General features: G+C 66.7%; 12 protein-coding genes. 5 read left to right on the plus strand and 7 right to left on the minus strand.

The window, feature by feature from the left end; all coding sequences use genetic code 11:
• Window positions 1–576 precede the first annotated feature (576 nt).
• A complete protein-coding gene (locus KI385_RS34985) occupies window positions 577–1,044 on the minus strand; it encodes a hypothetical protein (RefSeq protein ID WP_238576056.1) in 468 nt (155 codons plus the stop codon).
• A gap of 494 nt (window positions 1,045–1,538) precedes the next feature.
• Here KI385_RS34985 and KI385_RS34990 point away from each other — a divergent pair, with 494 nt between their 5' ends.
• The 3 genes from KI385_RS34990 to KI385_RS35000 all read left to right on the plus strand — a co-directional run bounded on the left by KI385_RS34990 (window position 1,539) and on the right by KI385_RS35000 (window position 4,588).
• Window positions 1,539–2,156, plus strand: a complete 618-nt coding sequence (locus tag KI385_RS34990) for a CGNR zinc finger domain-containing protein (protein ID WP_238576057.1) — start codon at window positions 1,539–1,541, stop codon at window positions 2,154–2,156.
• Between the two features lie 184 nt (window positions 2,157–2,340).
• Window positions 2,341–3,174: an alpha/beta fold hydrolase gene (locus KI385_RS34995; RefSeq protein WP_238576058.1), complete on the plus strand. Its 834-nt coding sequence runs from the start codon at window positions 2,341–2,343 to the stop codon at window positions 3,172–3,174.
• 241 nt (window positions 3,175–3,415) lie between these two features.
• Window positions 3,416–4,588, plus strand: coding sequence for an IS701 family transposase (locus KI385_RS35000; RefSeq protein WP_238576059.1), 1,173 nt, complete (start codon window positions 3,416–3,418; stop codon window positions 4,586–4,588).
• On the opposite strand, the gene KI385_RS35005 is transcribed toward KI385_RS35000, so the two are convergent.
• Window positions 4,564–6,519 (minus strand): helix-turn-helix domain-containing protein, encoded by a 1,956-nt coding sequence (locus KI385_RS35005; RefSeq protein ID WP_238576060.1) that lies wholly within the window; start codon window positions 6,517–6,519, stop codon window positions 4,564–4,566. The genes KI385_RS35000 and KI385_RS35005 overlap by 25 nt on opposite strands.
• Before the next feature lie 296 nt (window positions 6,520–6,815).
• On the opposite strand from KI385_RS35005, the gene KI385_RS35010 reads away from it, so the two are divergent.
• Window positions 6,816–7,598 (plus strand): methyltransferase domain-containing protein, encoded by a 783-nt coding sequence (locus KI385_RS35010; RefSeq protein WP_238576061.1) that lies wholly within the window; start codon window positions 6,816–6,818, stop codon window positions 7,596–7,598.
• 53 nt (window positions 7,599–7,651) lie between these two features.
• On the plus strand, window positions 7,652–9,835 hold the full coding sequence (gene pabB, locus KI385_RS35015; RefSeq protein ID WP_238576062.1) for an aminodeoxychorismate synthase component I: 2,184 nt from the start codon (window positions 7,652–7,654) through the stop codon (window positions 9,833–9,835).
• A 66-nt stretch (window positions 9,836–9,901) separates the two neighbouring features.
• Here pabB and KI385_RS35020 read toward each other — a convergent pair whose 3' ends face one another.
• From KI385_RS35020 to metK, 5 genes are all read right to left on the minus strand, one after another.
• Entirely contained in the window at window positions 9,902–10,933 is a 1,032-nt protein-coding gene (locus KI385_RS35020) for a transaldolase family protein (RefSeq protein WP_342593490.1), read from the minus strand.
• 317 nt (window positions 10,934–11,250) lie between these two features.
• Window positions 11,251–12,234, minus strand: coding sequence for a carbohydrate kinase family protein (locus KI385_RS35025; protein ID WP_238576064.1), 984 nt, complete (start codon window positions 12,232–12,234; stop codon window positions 11,251–11,253).
• Window positions 12,235–12,286: 52 nt separating this feature from the next.
• Complete coding sequence (ahcY, locus tag KI385_RS35030) at window positions 12,287–13,705, minus strand: adenosylhomocysteinase (protein ID WP_238576065.1); 1,419 nt, start codon at window positions 13,703–13,705, stop codon at window positions 12,287–12,289.
• Window positions 13,683–14,576, minus strand: a complete 894-nt coding sequence (gene metF, locus KI385_RS35035) for a methylenetetrahydrofolate reductase [NAD(P)H] (protein ID WP_238577983.1) — start codon at window positions 14,574–14,576, stop codon at window positions 13,683–13,685. The genes ahcY and metF overlap by 23 nt, the downstream gene beginning before the upstream one ends.
• 45 nt (window positions 14,577–14,621) lie before the next feature.
• Complete coding sequence (gene metK / locus KI385_RS35040) at window positions 14,622–15,845, minus strand: methionine adenosyltransferase (protein WP_238576066.1); 1,224 nt, start codon at window positions 15,843–15,845, stop codon at window positions 14,622–14,624.
• Window positions 15,846–15,860: the final 15 nt, after the last annotated feature.

A 15,860-nucleotide genomic window follows, 5' to 3' on the forward strand; every position in this document is an offset into this window, starting at 1 on the left:
CCCACACGGATATCACTCTTCTGGCCGGAGCATGGGACATCACACCCGGCGCAGCGGTACGCCGACTCGTCGAGTCTTTCAAACAGAGCTCTGCAGCCCTCGCCCACGACGCCCAGTACGACGATGGCGTCGTAGCCGTCCATGCCATCTACGACCAAGTCCGAATCCGGGGCCGGTTCCACCCAAGCACCTGTCAGCTCATCATCACGGGGCGCGTCCGCGTGTATCCGCCCAGAGTTGCGGGATCAGGGCGCCCTTCAGTTCTGCCCGGCTGCTGACGGAAGGTTCGCGGCGTGGGGGAGGAGGCATCGGCGCTGCGCACGTAACCTGCCAAGAGGCAGACCTCAGAGGTGGGCGGGCGAGAGGCGGATGAGCTCTGCCGTAGCGCCTGCGGGTCAGCGTCATCATCGGCTCTTCCCCTCCATCGCAGGTCTTGGTCACGCCCCCGCCGCCCCGCCGCAGCAGTCCGCCGAGGCCGGCAGGTGAACCTCCAGGCCGGTGTGGGGAATGCGGCGGCGGGGGCTGCACCCGGGATGGCTGGGGAGTACGGGCCGAAGGACGCCCAGCTCGCTACCGTCAGTGCGTCTCCGGACCGGCAAGGAAGGTGCTTACGGGCAGGGGACTGGCGGCGGAGATGAGTTGGCGAGCCGTAGCGTGGGCTTTGTCCGCGGCTTCGTCGACGTTGCCCAGGGCGTGGTTGGAGATAGCACCCTCGTAGATCAGCAGGAGCTGGTCGGTGAGGAAGTTGGGGTCGGGCGTGCCGGTCGCTTCGGACAGCTCGAGGATCCGCTTGCGCAGGGCGCGCTTGTTGGAGGTGACCATGATGTGGGCCGGGTGCTGCGGACCGGCCAGTTCGACCATGGCGTGGGTGAACGAGAAGCTGCGGAAGCCTGGTTGCGAGGCCGCCCAGGATCGGAGCGCGTCGAAGACGGCGAGGAGCCGGGCACGCGGGTCGGCGCCCGCGTCGTCGATGCACTGGTCGAGCGTGAACTTCCACCGCATCTGGCGTCCCTCGATGTACGCCAGGAAGGGTCCGGTTTCCACGGTGCTCTCCTTGAAGTAGGTCCGGGAGGGGGCGCTGGTCGTGTCCTGGGCGAATAGGGCCAGGGTGCGGATGCCGCCAGGACACGACTCGTTGGAGTGCTGGTCAGTCGCTGGCCGGGGTGTGCTGTCCGACGATTGCCGCCATGACTGGCGGCTGCGCGGCTGGTCCGCGGCGCGGGCAGGCCGCGGGCTGCCGGGACGGCGTACGGCCGGACGCATGCCGCGCAGGCGGGTTCATGCCATGCCTGACCGCGTGACCTGCATGGATGCCATAGGCCACGTCCTTCATGACGCAGAGCACGAGATGGAGCAGTTGCCGCATGAGCAGATCCCTTCCATACACGTGGGGAGTCGTCGGCGGGGGTGCTGGTTTCAGGGCCAGCGGCCGATGGCGCGTCGCGGTGCCCCGGAGGTCATGTGTGTGGGCACGCCAACCACTCCCGAGCTAAGGGGTATAGTTACCTTTCTCCGGTTACTCTAGCATGGAGTAAGGCGTGAAAATTGATTTTTCCGATTACACGCTAGGGGCGGGGCTGGCGACCGACCTGGTCAACACCTCACCCCTGGTTCGCAGAAGCACAGGTGAGGTCCTGGTTGACCCGGCCGCCCTGCAGAGGTTCCTCGCCGAGTACGGGATCCGTCCGGATGCCCTGGTGCAGGGCCGGAGACCGACCGATGGCGATCTTGAGCAGGTGCACGCCCTCCGCCAGGAGATCCGCGGCATCCTCGAGGCCACCTCCGAAGATGATGCCGTGGACGGCGCGACTGCGTTGGTCATGCGGGCGGGCAGGGGGCCGGCCCTGTACCGGGACGCCAAGGACCGCTGGCAGTGGTACATCGGGACGGCTCCGCACGCACCCCTCGCCGACGAACTGGCGGTCCTCATGGGCGCAGGGCTGCTCGGTGCCCTGCGGACGCTGAGCCATGACCGCTTCCGGCACTGCTCTTCTCCGGTGTGCGATGGGATGTTCGTCGATACCAGCCGTGCCGGACGCCGCCGATACTGCATGCCCGATGTGTGCGGTAACCGCCTCAACGTCGCCAACTACCGCGCTCGACAGCAGGGGAGCGGCGACGGCCCTTCCGCTGGACGCGCGCAGTCGAACCGCTGACACGGGGCACTTGCTCCTCGGTGTACACGTGCCGGAATGCGATGAGAGGCTTGCTCGCAGAGCTCACATGGGGAGCAAGTGCTGTTGAATTGTCTTGAATTGCCGTTCGGGTGACGAACGGCAATGACGTCTGTTGGGTGCCGGGGCAATTCCGGCTGCCCCTCAGGCCGAAAGGATCAGAGCGTTGAACGACTGGCAGTTAAACGAGAGCTTCCGCAGTACATCGGGTACGGTCCGATGGGGCCGGCTCGGGCCGGAGGGCGGAGAGTCGGTCGTCCTGCTGCACGGTACGCCCTTCTCGTCTTTCGTCTGGCGGGAAATCGCTCAGGCGCTTGCGCAGCGATACCACGTGTATGTCTGGGACATGCCTGGCTACGGCTCCTCCGAGAAGTGCCGAGGGCAAGACGTCTCGCTGGCCGCGCAGAGTGAAGTGTTCTCTCAACTGCTGGAGCACTGGCAGTTGTCGGCCCCTTCGGTAATCGCACATGACTTCGGCGGCGCTGTCTCTCTGCGAGCCCATCTCCTGCATGGGGCCTCGTATCGCAGACTGGCGCTCGTCGACCCCGTCGCTCTTGCTCCGTGGGGTTCGCCTTTCTTTCGCCTGGTGACGCAGAACACCAAAGTGTTCGAGCGGCTGCCGCCGTCTCTGCACCTCGCACTCGTACGTGAATACGTAAGCTCGGCGAGTTTCCCGGGCCTGCGTCCCGACGTGTTGGAGAAGCTGGTCGGCCCCTGGTCGAGCGAGGGCGGCCAAGCCGCTTTCTACCGGCAGATCACACAGGCGGATCAGCGGTTCACCGATGAAGTGCAGCCGCTGTATCCGCAGATCGATATTCCGGTCACGGTGTGCTGGGGCGCGAAAGACGCCTGGATTCCCGTCGCCAAGGCCCACGAATTGGCGTCCATGATTCCGGAAGCGCGGCTCGCGGTGATTCCGGGCGCGGGGCACCTTGTCCCCCTCGATGCCCCTGCCATCTTGACCTCCGCGCTGCTGGACTTCCTTCGCGACCTTCCGTGATCGGGGTGGTGGTGGGGCCACCGTCGTACGGCCGCCGGCCGCCCGTTCTGGGGTACCTGCTGAGCCGTGGGTGATGGTCCGGCCACCACCGAGGGTCGGCGTGGTGTGCCCGACACACCTCGCCGGAGGTGTGGGACGCGACGAGTCTGGTGTGCGGTGTAGAACTCCCCGCGCACCAGGAGGCGTTGCCATGATCTGCGATACATCACTCAAAAAAGGGACGAATGGCAAGAAATATGTAATGCGTCGTGTCGCGAGCTCCGAGGACATCGTCACCGATCTCTGCGCCGCACTCTTCGCGGAGTTCCGCCGCTACGACCAGCGAATCCGGGCGCGGCAGTACATGGATGGCCTGCTCTGCGCCGAAGGGCGCAAGTCGATCGCCAATATCGCGGCCGCCGTCGGCGTGCCCGGGGACGAGCAGCGACTGCACCACTTCGTCAGCAGCTCCCATTGGGCCTGGAGCCCGGTCCGCAAAGCGCTGGCTACCTTCCTGGAGCAGGAGGACGCCACCTCTGCCTGGGTGGCTCTGCCGGTGTCCATTCCCAAGGGCGGTGAGCACACCGTGGGAGTGGCCCGACATTTCTCGCCCGATGGGCGGCAAGTGGTGAACGGTCAGCGGGCGTACAGCATGTGGTACGCCTCGGAGCGGGTGGTCGCGCCTGTCAGTTGGCGTCTTCACCTGCCCGACGCATGGCTGACGGACCATCGGCGGCGGGCCAAGGCGGAGGTCCCCGAGGAGCTCAGCGCCGTCACTCCCGAGGATTGCGTCGCGGGTCTGTTCGACGACGTCCACCGGTGGGGGGACCCCCGGCGCCCGGTCGCGCTGGACGCACGAGGAGTCGACGAACACCGTCACTTGGGGGAGTTGTTCGACCAGGATGCTCCGAAGGTCGTGAGGATCAGTGGACGGACGCGTCTTGTGATCGATGACAGGGACCGGACCGGCCGCGGATGGCGCGTCGCCCCGGCACAGGCCGTGCTCGACACCGCACGGCGACTTCGGTACGTGGTCCGCCCGACGGAGCGTCAAGAAGGTCTGCGCAGAATGCCGTTAGCCACGGCGACCGCGTGCGTACGGCTGCCTGCGCCCCCTGGTCAGGAGCGCGGCGCATACGAGCGGCCAAGCCGACTCAGTCTGCTGGGCGTGTGGCACGATCTCCGGCGTCCGCCCGCAGAGTTGTGGCTCACCAACATGCACGAGTCGCCGCCCGCCTCACTGCTGCGCACCACACGGCTCGCCCGTACGGTCACCCACGGATGGCGGACACGGGGCGAGGCCGTCGGCCTGCGGGACTACGAGGGGCGTTCCTTCCAGGGCTGGCATCGCCATATGACGCTAGCGTCCTGCGCATACGCGATGTCGGCGCTGCGGTCCACAGGCGCCGCTCAGTGCTCCGGCTTGTCCGCCTGAGCCGGTGCGCCATCGTCGCGCTTCTGCCGCAGCACATCATGCGTACGGTGAAGCCGCAGCGCGAGTTGCACCTCGAGTGCCTGTTCCGGCTTCAGCCAGTCCGCGCCGAGCAGTTCGGTGATCCGCTCCAGCCGGCGGGAGACGGTATTGGGGTGGACATGCAGGGCCTCCGCCGCATACGTCGGGCTGCCGCCGGCGGCGAAGTACGCGTCGAGCGTCCTGGTGAGCTCGGTCATCCGCTGCGTGTCGTAGTCCAGGATGGGCCCGATCGTCGCGCTGATGAAGCTGGTGGCATCACGGTTGTCGGAGAGCAGGACGCCGAGATATCCAAGGTCCTTGGGGGAGGCGTAGGCGCCCACGCTGTCGAGAGCGACGAGCGCGTCCAGACACCGCAGGGCCTCCTGGTGGGTCTGCTGGACCAGGTCGGGGCCGGTGACTGGGCCTGCCGCCCCGACGGTCACCGGATGCCCCAGCAGTGGGGTGAGTTCCTCGGACACCGCACGCGCCGCGGCACTGGAGTCGGAAGTCGGCAACAGCAGGGCGATACAACCGCTCTGGATGCTTCTCAGCCCGTCCAGGCGGCGGGCGTACGAGGCAGCCCAGCTTGCGGCCCTTCCCTGCGTACCGCCTTCCGGACGGATGACCACGACCACATGAGGCCGCTGGAGATCGATGCTCAGTCTGCGGGCGCGCTGGATGAACTGCTTCGCCGGGCGGTGCGGAGCGACCAGCAGATCCTCGAACAGCTCATCACGGAACGGGCTCGCGGCTGCCTCTTCGCCCCGCTGCACCTGAAGAAGGACGGCGATGGACTGGGCGGCCAGACGCAGTAGTGGAACGCCGGTGTCGTCCAGCGGATCGTCCGGGTGCAGCAATAGGACGGCGAGCTCCTCGTTCCCCGCCATGACCGGCGCGACCCAGGTGCCGGAGCTGAGTGTTACTGGTGTGCGTCTCGCATAGGCGGCGTGGCAGGCACGGAGCATCTCGGCATCCTTGGCCGCCGGTATCGTCCCCAGGCCCGTGAGCGTCCGGTGCTCCATGTCCCGTACGAGTACGGCACCCTGAAGTGCCTCGGCCACCTGGGCGACAAGAGCGTTCAGGTTGCTGCCGGACAGAGCTAGGTCCACCAGCCTGGCGTGCAGTTCCCCGAGCCTGCGGAATTCGGACAGCTGCGACTTGGCCCGTGAGGTGCCGGACTTCAGGTCGGCGACATCCGCATTGCTGCGCTCCAACGTGCGCGTCTTCTCGATGGCCACTGCGGCCATGTCCCCGAGTGAACTCATCAACGACACATCAGTGACGGTGAAGTGACGGACATTCCGGTCTGCCGCGTACAGCACCCCGAAGGCGTCGTCACCGAACTTCAGTGGGGCCGCGATGATCGCACGCAGCCCCTCCGCACGCACGACCTCGTCCAGCACGCTGGAGTGACGAAGACGCTCGTCCGACAGGTAGTCAGGGGTCCATATCGGAACAGAACTGTTGATGGACTCGTCGCCGATCCCGGAGGAGTACGGAACGCGGTACCCCACAGTGAGCGCCGAGGCATGACCGTCCGCCGTGCGGACGTAGCTGTCCCCGGTCTCGACGTCACGGAAGCTGATGTAGGACATGTCCAGGCCGAGCAGCGTCCGGGTGCGTCGGGTGATGGTCCTGAGTAGCTCGTCCAGGTCGTAAGGGAGCGTCAGATCGCGAGCGGTGTCCACCAGCGCGGAGAGCTCGGCCTCGCGCTGCTGCCGGCGGGCGAACAGGGCGTGGACCTTGAAGGCCAGGCGCTCCGCCCGTTCCAAGTGCGGTAAGGCAGCGGCGTCCAGTCCGGCCGAACGGGTGCGCCGGAGCAGGTCTTCGATCTCTGTAGGTGGAGCTTCTGCGGCGAGCAGTTCGAGAATGGTGAGAATTTCACCGATACCTGACTGTTCAGCCGAATTCATCTATTCCTTACCTTCTTGGTCGGGGGCAGGGTCACTCGCGACTGTTGGTCACTCTTCAGCCTGCGTGGTACCTCCCCCCACCTTCGCCGATGTTGCCGAATGTGATCGGCATCACAGGTGATGGGTAGTGATGGCGTCACCATCCATGTGGTCCGGTCTGTCACCGGATCACCTTCCGGGGAGATGGAAAGTCCACAACAGTGTTGCTCGGTTAAATCAGCGCTCGGCCGAGTCCCGGAGGTTCAATGTCCGATGTACGGAGTCACCTCAAGTCGTTAGAGCGCAGCAACCGAGCGATGACGAACCCGGACCGTCCCCGTACGTTTTCCCTGTTGGGTCGTGAGTGGGATCTGCTGGACCAGGTATTCGCACCCATCTACTCTCCTTCAACCGGCGTCGCGGTCGACTTCCTCGGGCTGACCGGCCCGAACGCGCAGACGTCGTCGTCCCTGCTTGAAATCGGCTGCGGTGCCGGAGTGATTGCGGTACAGGCGGCGCTGGCAGGTTGCGCGACCGTGGTGGCCGCGGACATCAACCAGCACGCGGTCGCTAACACGCAGAAGAACGCCCAGCGGCACGGTGTTGCCGACCGTGTCACGGTGGTCCAGAGTGATTTGTTCTCGGAACTCGACGAAGGAGCGCGATTCGACCGGATCTTTTGGAGCTCCAATTATGTGCTGGCACCCGAGGACTACGAATACCGGTCGATCCATGAATGCGCGTATGTCGACGCAGGATACCGTGCGCACCGAAGATACCTCTCCGAAGCGACGAATCACCTGACCGGCAACGGATCGGTACTGCTTCATTTCTGCGACCGGGGAGATATCGCCGGTCTCCGACGGATCGCGAAGGAGTGCGGCCGCAAGCTGCGAATCCTCCGACGCCGTACCGTCCTTGAAGGACAGGACCTCGTCGAGCACATGCTGCTCGAAATCCGTCCGTTGTCTTCCTCCGAGGGGCGAAGCGAACGCAGGAGCCGCGGCACCGGGCGGCCAGTGGCCGTCGACGGCCGACGTAGCGCGCGCCGCGGCCGGGCCGAAGCAGGACTGGAGGGGCGCCGACCTGCGCGTACCTGACAGAGGGACGCTCTTCGACTCGCCGCGGCTCCGAGGGAGGATCCGACTCACCGATGCGCACTCTGCTGGTCGACAACCACGACTCGTTCACCTACAACCTCTTCCACTGTCTGGCTCAGCTCTCCGGGCATGAGCCGACCGTCGTCAACAATGACGACGCCCAGTGGCGGATCGGTCACCTGAAGGAATTCGACCAGGTGATGATCTCTCCGGGACCAGGGAATCCTGGCCGCCCGGCCGACTTCGGTATCTGCCAGGAGATCATCCGGACCGCGGAGATCCCGCTTCTGGGCGTGTGTCTGGGCCACCAGGGAATCGCCCTGGCGGGCGGGGGTTCGGTGACGCTGGCACCCGAACCGCGCCACGGCCGCATCTCACCCGTACTGCACACGGGAGAGGGTCTTTTTGCCGGCCTGCCGAGCCCGTTCGACGCCGTGCGCTACCACTCCCTCGCGGTCACCCGGCTCCCCGACGAGCTGGCGGCCACGGCCTGGACTCCCGACGGTGTCCTGATGGGCCTGCGGCACCGGTACCGCCCGCTCTGGGGCGTGCAGTTCCATCCGGAATCGATCGGCACCGAACACGGGCTCCACCTCCTGGGGAACTTCCTGCAGTTGAACGAGAGGAAGCGACAGGCGGCCGGCTTCCGGGCGGCGTCGTCTCCGCGGAAGGCCGTTGGTCGACCCGTGGCAAGTGGCACGTCCGAGGAGCAACTGCCTTCCGCACAGCGCAAGGTGAAGGTCTGTGTGAGACGGCTATCCACCCGCTGGAATGAGGAGGTCACCTTCGAGCGACTGTTCGGATTCGGCCCGTACGCGTTCTGGCTGGACAGTAGTCGGTCCGATGGCGGCCTCGGCCGGTTCTCCTTCATGGGTGATGCCTCCGGTCCGCTCGCCCGCGTCGCCACCGCGGATATATGGAGCAGTACCGTCCAGGTCAGGATGGGTACGGGGACCGAGATCGTCACCGGCGAGTTCCTGGACTGGCTCGAAGAGGACCTGCGCCGCACAGTCACGGAAGTACCTTGGCTGCCCTTCGACTTCGCGCTCGGGTGGGTCGGCTATCTGGGTTACGAGCTCAAGGCGGAGTGCGGGGGCGACCTGACGCACCGCTCGGACGAACCGGATGCGGCGATGATCTTCGCCGACCGTGCCGTGGTCTTCGATCACCAGGAGGGCATGACCTACCTCATGGCCTTGGCGGAGGAAGGCGTGGCCGACGGCGCGGACGGGCTTGCGGACGAGGACCGACAAGCGGACGAGGGCGGCGCGCGGGACTGGCTGATCCGTACGGCGGCCCGGCTCGACGCGCTCGTCGGTCTGGAGCCGGACCCCTGTCCCGCGCCGCCCGCCGGCGCGGAGGTGGAGCTGCGGCACGACCGCCAGACCTATCTCAACCTCATCGACTCCTGCCAGGACGAGATCACGACCGGAGAGTCCTACGAGATCTGCCTCACCAACATGGCTGAGGCAAAGATGAACCTGGACCCTTGGCAGAGCTACCGGTACCTGCGCCATGTATCTCCGGCGCCGTTTGCTGCGCTGCTGCGCTTCGACGAGCTGTCGTTGCTCAGCAGTTCACCCGAGCGCTTTCTGAGAGTGGGCGGCGACGGCATCGCCGAGTCCCGCCCAATCAAGGGGACCCGGCCGCGCGGCGCGACACCCGCGGAGGACGCCGCACTGGTGGCGGACCTCCGTACGGACGAGAAGGAGCGTGCGGAGAACCTGATGATCGTCGACCTGGTCCGCAACGACCTGGGCCGGTGTGCGGAGGTCGGCTCGGTCACAGCCGACGATGTCTTCAGGGTGGAGACGTACGCGACGGTCCATCAACTGGTCAGCACGGTCACCGCGACCTTGCGGCCCGACAGCAGCGCGGTCCGGTGTGTACGGGCCGCGTTCCCGGGCGGCTCGATGACCGGCGCGCCCAAGCAGCGGACCGTGCAGATCATCGACCGGCTCGAAGGAGGAGCCCGCGGCGTGTACTCGGGGGCGCTCGGCTACTTCTCTCTGACCGGGGCCGCCGACCTGAGCATCGTCATCCGTACGGTCGTTGTCACGCCCGGTCGCGTACGGTACGGGATCGGCGGGGCGATCACCGCGCTGTCGGACAGGGAGGCCGAGTTCGAGGAGACGGCCGTGAAGGCGGGCCCACTGCTCGCACTGACCGGCTCCACCTTCCCGGGCCGCCGGTCCACAGCGACGGTCACCGGGAGCACGGCTCGGGCTCGGGACTGAACGGATCGGAACCGAGGCGCTCGCTGGTCACCCGCTGCCCGGCAGCAGGGGACCAGCGAAGTGTCGTCAGCCGTCCAGGACGCTCAACCGGTCCCGCACCGAGCCGTCGAGATCCAGGCGGCTGCTTACGCTCCGCTGAACCGCCGCACGCGTCAGCTCCTCGGCCATCCGGTCGATGCTGACGCCGTGCTGCCGCAGGCCGGTCAACACCTCATCCGCGGCGCTGGATTCGCCAGTCAGGGTGTCGCCGCTGAGCCGGCCCCACCGGGCGACCGCCGTTAGGGTCGGCTGCGACATCGCATGCACGGTGCTCCAGGCGACCAGCTCCTCCACATGACGTACCGGCGCGTGTTTGGTGTCCGGCGCGTCCCCGGTGCCTGCCGCGCCTCCGGTGCCCGCCGTGTCGGCTCCCGTCCAGACCAGGCGCTGCGGCCGGGCGCCCGATGTCCGCAGTTTCCGCCAGCGATCGGAGCCGAGGCGTTCCTCGTACAGGTCGTAGGCCGCTCGCGCGAGGGCGAGTGCGGCCCGGCCCCGCAGTCGCCCTGTGCCTTCGTCCGCCGGACCGTCTAGAGACGCGTCCACCATGATTCCCATCCTGGCGGCCTCGAAGGAGGCCACCGAGACGCTGGCGGTCAGCGGCCGTCCGGAAGCCAGCGCCCGCTCCAGACCCTCGAAGTACGCCTCGATCAGTTCTCCGTAGCGCTGCACCGAAGAGATGTGCGTCGCGTTCACACCAATTCCCTCGGCGACACAGTCGCTGACCACTTTCAGGCCCGACGGTGTGCCGGGCACCTTGACCAGCAGATTCGGCCGGTTCACGGCGGAAACGATGGCACGTGCCTCGGCAATCGCTGCACGTGCGTCATCGGCGAACCGGGGGTCGAGTTCCGCGGAAACCCAGCCGTCAGTGCTCTTCGTTGCGGCAAAGACCGACCCCAGTACGTCACACGCCCAGCGGGCATCGTACAAATGCAGCGCCCGTATCGCTTCGTCCAGCGGGATTCCCCGGCGGCCGAGCAGTTCGATCTGGTCCTGATACGCCGTGCCGTCCCGTACTTCTTCGGCCAATTCCTGCAGGGAGAGTACGGCTCCGGTCACGCAGGCATCTTTTGTCCGCCGGCCCAGTGATCCGTCCGCGAGCGACCGGCGGCTCACACCGTCCAGCCATACAGAAACTCCTTCATTGACCAGTTCCGTCAGTACGGCGCCGGCAGGAGAAATCTCTTCTCTTCGCATTGCTTGCTCGCTGCTCCTTCCGTTGAGTGGGGGCTATTCCCTTTCTTCGGCCTGGGGGTACGGAAACGACCGGGGGTCCGTGGTCAGCGCCGACTGATCCCAATGGATGGCCCGCCCGCGTACGTACATCACGGACACAGCGCACCCCACGACAGGGAGCAGGATGACGATCAGCCCGATCACGGTCGGGTTTCCACATGTGGGGCGAGAAGGGCAGTGACGGGACCGCCAAACGTGTCAGCGATGTGCGTCAACAGGTCGGTCGATGACACGGTGTACTGCTGTGAACCCACGCTTTCCAGTGCTCTGGTGGCCAGGGCGCAGCCCAGCGGGATCGCCGAGAGTACGGGGCGTCTCCAGCTGGTACCGGCGAGGAACCCAGCCCTGAAAGCATCGCCGAATCCCGTGGGATCCACGATGGTGGACGGCGCTACGGCCGGGAACGATACCGCTTCCTCGTCGGCGGTTTCGATGGAGACTCCGTCGGCTCCCCGTGTGGTGATCCATGCGCCCAACCGGGAAAGAATTTCTTCCCGTGTCCAGCCGCTGATTTCCAGCAGGAGGGCGGATTCGTACGCGTTGGTGAACAACCACCGCGCACCGGTGATGAGGTGGCGAACTTCCTCGCGGGTCAGCCGGGCCAGCTGCTGAGAGGGGTCGGCCGCGAACGGCAGACGCAGTTGCCTGCACTGTTCCGTATGCCGGAGCATGGCATCGGGGGAATTGGGCGAGAGCAGCACCAGATCGATGCCTCCCGTTCGCTCCGCGACCCGGGAGAGGTCGATCTGCGCGGCTTCGGCCATGGCCCCCGCGTAGAAAGAGGCGATCTGGTTCCGGTCCAGGTCGGTGGTGCACATGAAACGCGCGGTCTGTAGCCGGCTGGAGACCCGCACATGCTCGGCGTCGACGCCGTGTTCTTTCAGCCAGATCCGGTATTCGTCGAAATCCGTGCCGACCGCACCGGCCAGGTACGGCGTCAGCCCCAGAACACCGAGGCCGAACGCGATGTTCGCGGCGACTCCGCCACGTCGTACCTCCAGGTCGTCAACGAGAAAGGAGAGCGATACATGGGCGAGGTGATCGGACATCAACTCATCGGCAAACCTTCCGGGGAAGGTCGCCAGATGGTCAGTGGCGATAGAACCGGTAACGGCGATACGCACGACATCCCCTAGGAGTCGCTTGCGGTGGTCGGTGTCAGCTGATCGGAGGTGATCAGTAGCGGTAGTGGTCGGGCTTGTAGGGGCCTTCGCCCTGGACGCCGATGTAGGCGGCCTGCTCGGGGCGCAGCTCGGTGAGCTTGACGCCCAGCGCGTCGAGGTGGAGGCGGGCGACCTTCTCGTCGAGGTGCTTGGGGAGCACGTAGACGTCGGTCGGGTACTCCTCCGGCTTGGTGAACAGCTCGATCTGGGCCAGGGTCTGGTCCGCGAAGGAGTTGGACATCACGAAGGACGGGTGGCCGGTGGCGTTGCCCAGGTTGAGCAGACGGCCCTCGGACAGCACGATCAGGACCTTGCCGTCGGGGTGGGTCCAGGTGTGGACCTGCGGCTTGACCTCGTCCTTGACGATGCCCGGGAGCTTGGCCAGGCCGGCCATGTCGATCTCGTTGTCGAAGTGACCGATGTTGCCGACGATCGCCTGGTGCTTCATCCGCGCCATGTCGGACGCCAGGATGATGTCCTTGTTGCCCGTGGTGGTGATGAAGATGTCGGCGGTCTCGACGACCTCTTCGAGGGTGGTGACCTGGTAGCCGTCCATCGCGGCCTGCAGCGCGCAGATCGGGTCGATCTCGGTGACGATGACGCGGGCGCCCTGGCCACGGAGCGACTCCGCGCAGCCCTTGCCGACGTCGCCGTAGCCGCAGACCACGGCGGTCTTGCCGCCGATGAGGACGTCGGTGGCGCGGTTGATGCCGTCGATCAGGGAGTGGCGGCAGCCGTACTTGTTGTCGAACTTCGACTTGGTGACGGCGTCGTTCACGTTGATCGCCGGGAAGAGCAGGTCACCGTCGCGCTGCATCTCGTAGAGACGGTGCACACCGGTGGTGGTCTCCTCCGTGACACCACGGATCTCGGAGGCCAGGGCGGCCCAGTCGCGCTTACTGTCGCGCAACAGAGCGAGCACGACGGCGAGTTCCTCGTTGTCGTCCGTCGCGGGGTCGGGGACAGCACCAGCCTTCTGGCACTCGACGCCCTTGTGGACGAGGAGGACGGCATCCCCGCCGTGGTCCAGGATCATGTTCGGGCCGGCGCCGTCCGGCCAGCTGAGCGCCTGTTCCGTGCACCACCAGTACTCCTCCAGGGTCTCGCCTTTCCAGGCGAAGACCGGGATGCCCGCCGCGGCGATGGCAGCCGCGGCGTGGTCCTGCGTGGAGTAGATGTTGCAGGAGGCCCAGCGGACCTCGGCGCCGAGGGCGGCCAGGGTCTCGATCAGGACGGCGGTCTGCACGGTCATGTGCAGCGACCCGGTGATACGGGCACCGGCCAGCGGTTGCTTCCGGGCGAACTCCTTGCAGATCGCCGTCAGACCGGGCATCTCATGCTCGGCGAGGGTGATCTCCTTGCGGCCGAACTCAGCCAGCGACAGGTCGGCGACCTTGAAGTCCGTGAAGTCAGCGGTGGGCTGCGAGGGCATGGGCACTCCGTGAGTTCTGAATGTTCTGGTGGATCTCGAGCGCCGCGGTGGACCGGTTGAGCGTGATGTAGTGCAGGCCGGGTGCGCCCTCGGCCAGGAGACGTTGCCCCATGGCGGTCGCGTGCTCGACGCCGACGCGGTACGAGGCCTCCCGGTCGTCGCGTACGGCTTCGAGACGGTGTGCGAGATCCTCGGGGAAGGCCGCGTTGCTGAGTTCGGCGAAGCGGCTGATCTGACGGACGTCGGTGGCGGGCATGATCTCGGGGATGATCGGGGTGTCACAGCCGGCCGCCGCCACCTGGTCCCGGAGTCGCAGATAGTCCTCGACATCGAAGAACATCTGGGTGAGGGCATAGTCGGCGCCCGCCCGGCACTTCGCCACGAAGTGCCGGATGTCGCTATCCCAGTCGGCCGACCGCGGGTGCCGCTCGGGAAAGGCCGCGACACCAACGCTGAACTTCCCCAGCGAGCGGACGAGTTCGACGAGTTCGGACGCGTAGGTCAGGCCCTGGGGGTGCGGTGTCCAGGCACCCCGCGGGTCGCCTGGCGGGTCACCGCGCACCACCAAGATGTCGCGGATGCCGGCGTCCGCGTACTGCCCGATGATGCACCGCAGTTCGGCCACCGAATGCCCGACTGCGGTGAGATGAGCCACCGGCCGCAGCGTGGTCTCGGACGCGATGGACTGGGTGACCTCGACCGTACGGTCCCGGGATGAGCCGCCGGCGCCGTAGGTGACCGAGACGAAGGTGGGGGACAGAGCCTCGACCCGGCGGATCACATCCCATAGCACACGGGCCCCAGCCTCGGTCTTCGGCGGGAAGAACTCGAAGGAGAAGGAGGGCTCGTCGCCGGTGACGGCCGAACGCAAGGTGCTGGTGGCGGTGGTCCGCCTGTTGCACTCGCCGGTCACGGTCTACCGCCCCGTGGCCTTGCGCAGGGCGTCGGCACGGTCGGTGCGCTCCCAAGTGAAGGACTCCAGTTCGCGGCCGAAGTGCCCGTACGCGGCCGTATCTGCGTAGATGGGGCGGAGCAGGTCGAGATCACGGATGATCGCGGCCGGGCGGAGGTCGAAGACTTCCTTGATCGCGCGCTCGATCTCCGGCACTGCGACGGCGGCGGTGCCGAAGGTCTCGACGAAGAGACCGACCGGCTCGGCCTTACCGATCGCGTACGCGACCTGCACCTCGCAGCGTTGGGACAGACCCGCGGCCACGACGTTCTTCGCGACGTAGCGCATGGCGTACGCGGCTGAGCGGTCGACCTTGGACGGGTCCTTGCCGGAGAAGGCACCGCCGCCGTGCCGGGCCATGCCGCCGTACGTGTCGATGATGATCTTGCGGCCCGTGAGACCGGCGTCGCCCATGGGGCCGCCGATCTCGAAGCGGCCAGTCGGGTTGACCAGTAGCCGGTAGCCATCGGTCTCCAGCCCGATGCCCTCTTCGGCGAGTTCCTTGAGCACCGCCTCGACCACGAACTCCCGGATATCCGGGGTCAGCAGCGACTCCAGGTCGATGTCGGAGGCGTGCTGCGAGGAGACCACGACCGTGTCGAGCCGGACCGCCTTGCTGCCCAGGTACTCGACGGTGACCTGGGTCTTGCCGTCCGGGCGCAGGTAGGGGACGGTGCCGTTCTTGCGCACCTCGGTCAGCCGGCGCGAGAGCCGGTGCGCGAGGTGGATCGGCAGCGGCATCAGCTCCGGGGTCTCGTCGCTGGCGTACCCGAACATCAGGCCCTGGTCGCCGGCGCCCTGCTTGTCCAGCTCGTCGTCGGTGGTGCCGGATGCGGCACCACCGATCCGCTTCTCGTACGCGGTGTCGACGCCCTGGGCGATGTCGGGGGACTGTGCGCCGATGGACACCGTCACGCCGCAGGAAGCGCCGTCGAAGCCCTTCTTGGAGGAGTCGTACCCGATGTCAAGGATCTTGTTGCGGACGAGGGCGGGGATATCGACGTAGGCATTGGTGGTCACCTCGCCGGCCACGTGCACCTGGCCGGTGGTGATGAGCGTCTCGACCGCGACCCTGGAGGCCGGGTCCGCCGTCAGGAGCGCATCGAGAATGGTGTCGCTGATCTGGTCGGCGATCTTGTCGGGGTGGCCCTCGGTGACGGACTCCGAGGTGAACAGACGGCGGGTCATGGCACTCCTTGTGAG

The organism is Streptomyces inhibens (assembly GCF_022221585.1).
GTDB lineage: Bacteria > Actinomycetota > Actinomycetes > Streptomycetales > Streptomycetaceae > Streptomyces > Streptomyces inhibens.

What these genes read in the sequence shown, in the direction of transcription:
- KI385_RS35000 (WP_238576059.1), top strand. Translation starts at nt 3,416, where the DNA reads ATGCGTCGTGTCGCGAGCTCCGAGGACATCGTCACCGATCTCTGCGCC.
- KI385_RS35005 (WP_238576060.1), bottom strand. Translation starts at nt 6,519, where the DNA reads ATGAATTCGGCTGAACAGTCAGGTATCGGTGAAATTCTCACCATTCTC.
- KI385_RS35010 (WP_238576061.1), top strand. Translation starts at nt 6,816, where the DNA reads ATGACGAACCCGGACCGTCCCCGTACGTTTTCCCTGTTGGGTCGTGAG.
- pabB (WP_238576062.1), top strand. Translation starts at nt 7,652, where the DNA reads ATGCGCACTCTGCTGGTCGACAACCACGACTCGTTCACCTACAACCTC.
- ahcY (WP_238576065.1), bottom strand. Translation starts at nt 13,705, where the DNA reads ATGCCCTCGCAGCCCACCGCTGACTTCACGGACTTCAAGGTCGCCGAC.
- metK (WP_238576066.1), bottom strand. Translation starts at nt 15,845, where the DNA reads ATGACCCGCCGTCTGTTCACCTCGGAGTCCGTCACCGAGGGCCACCCC.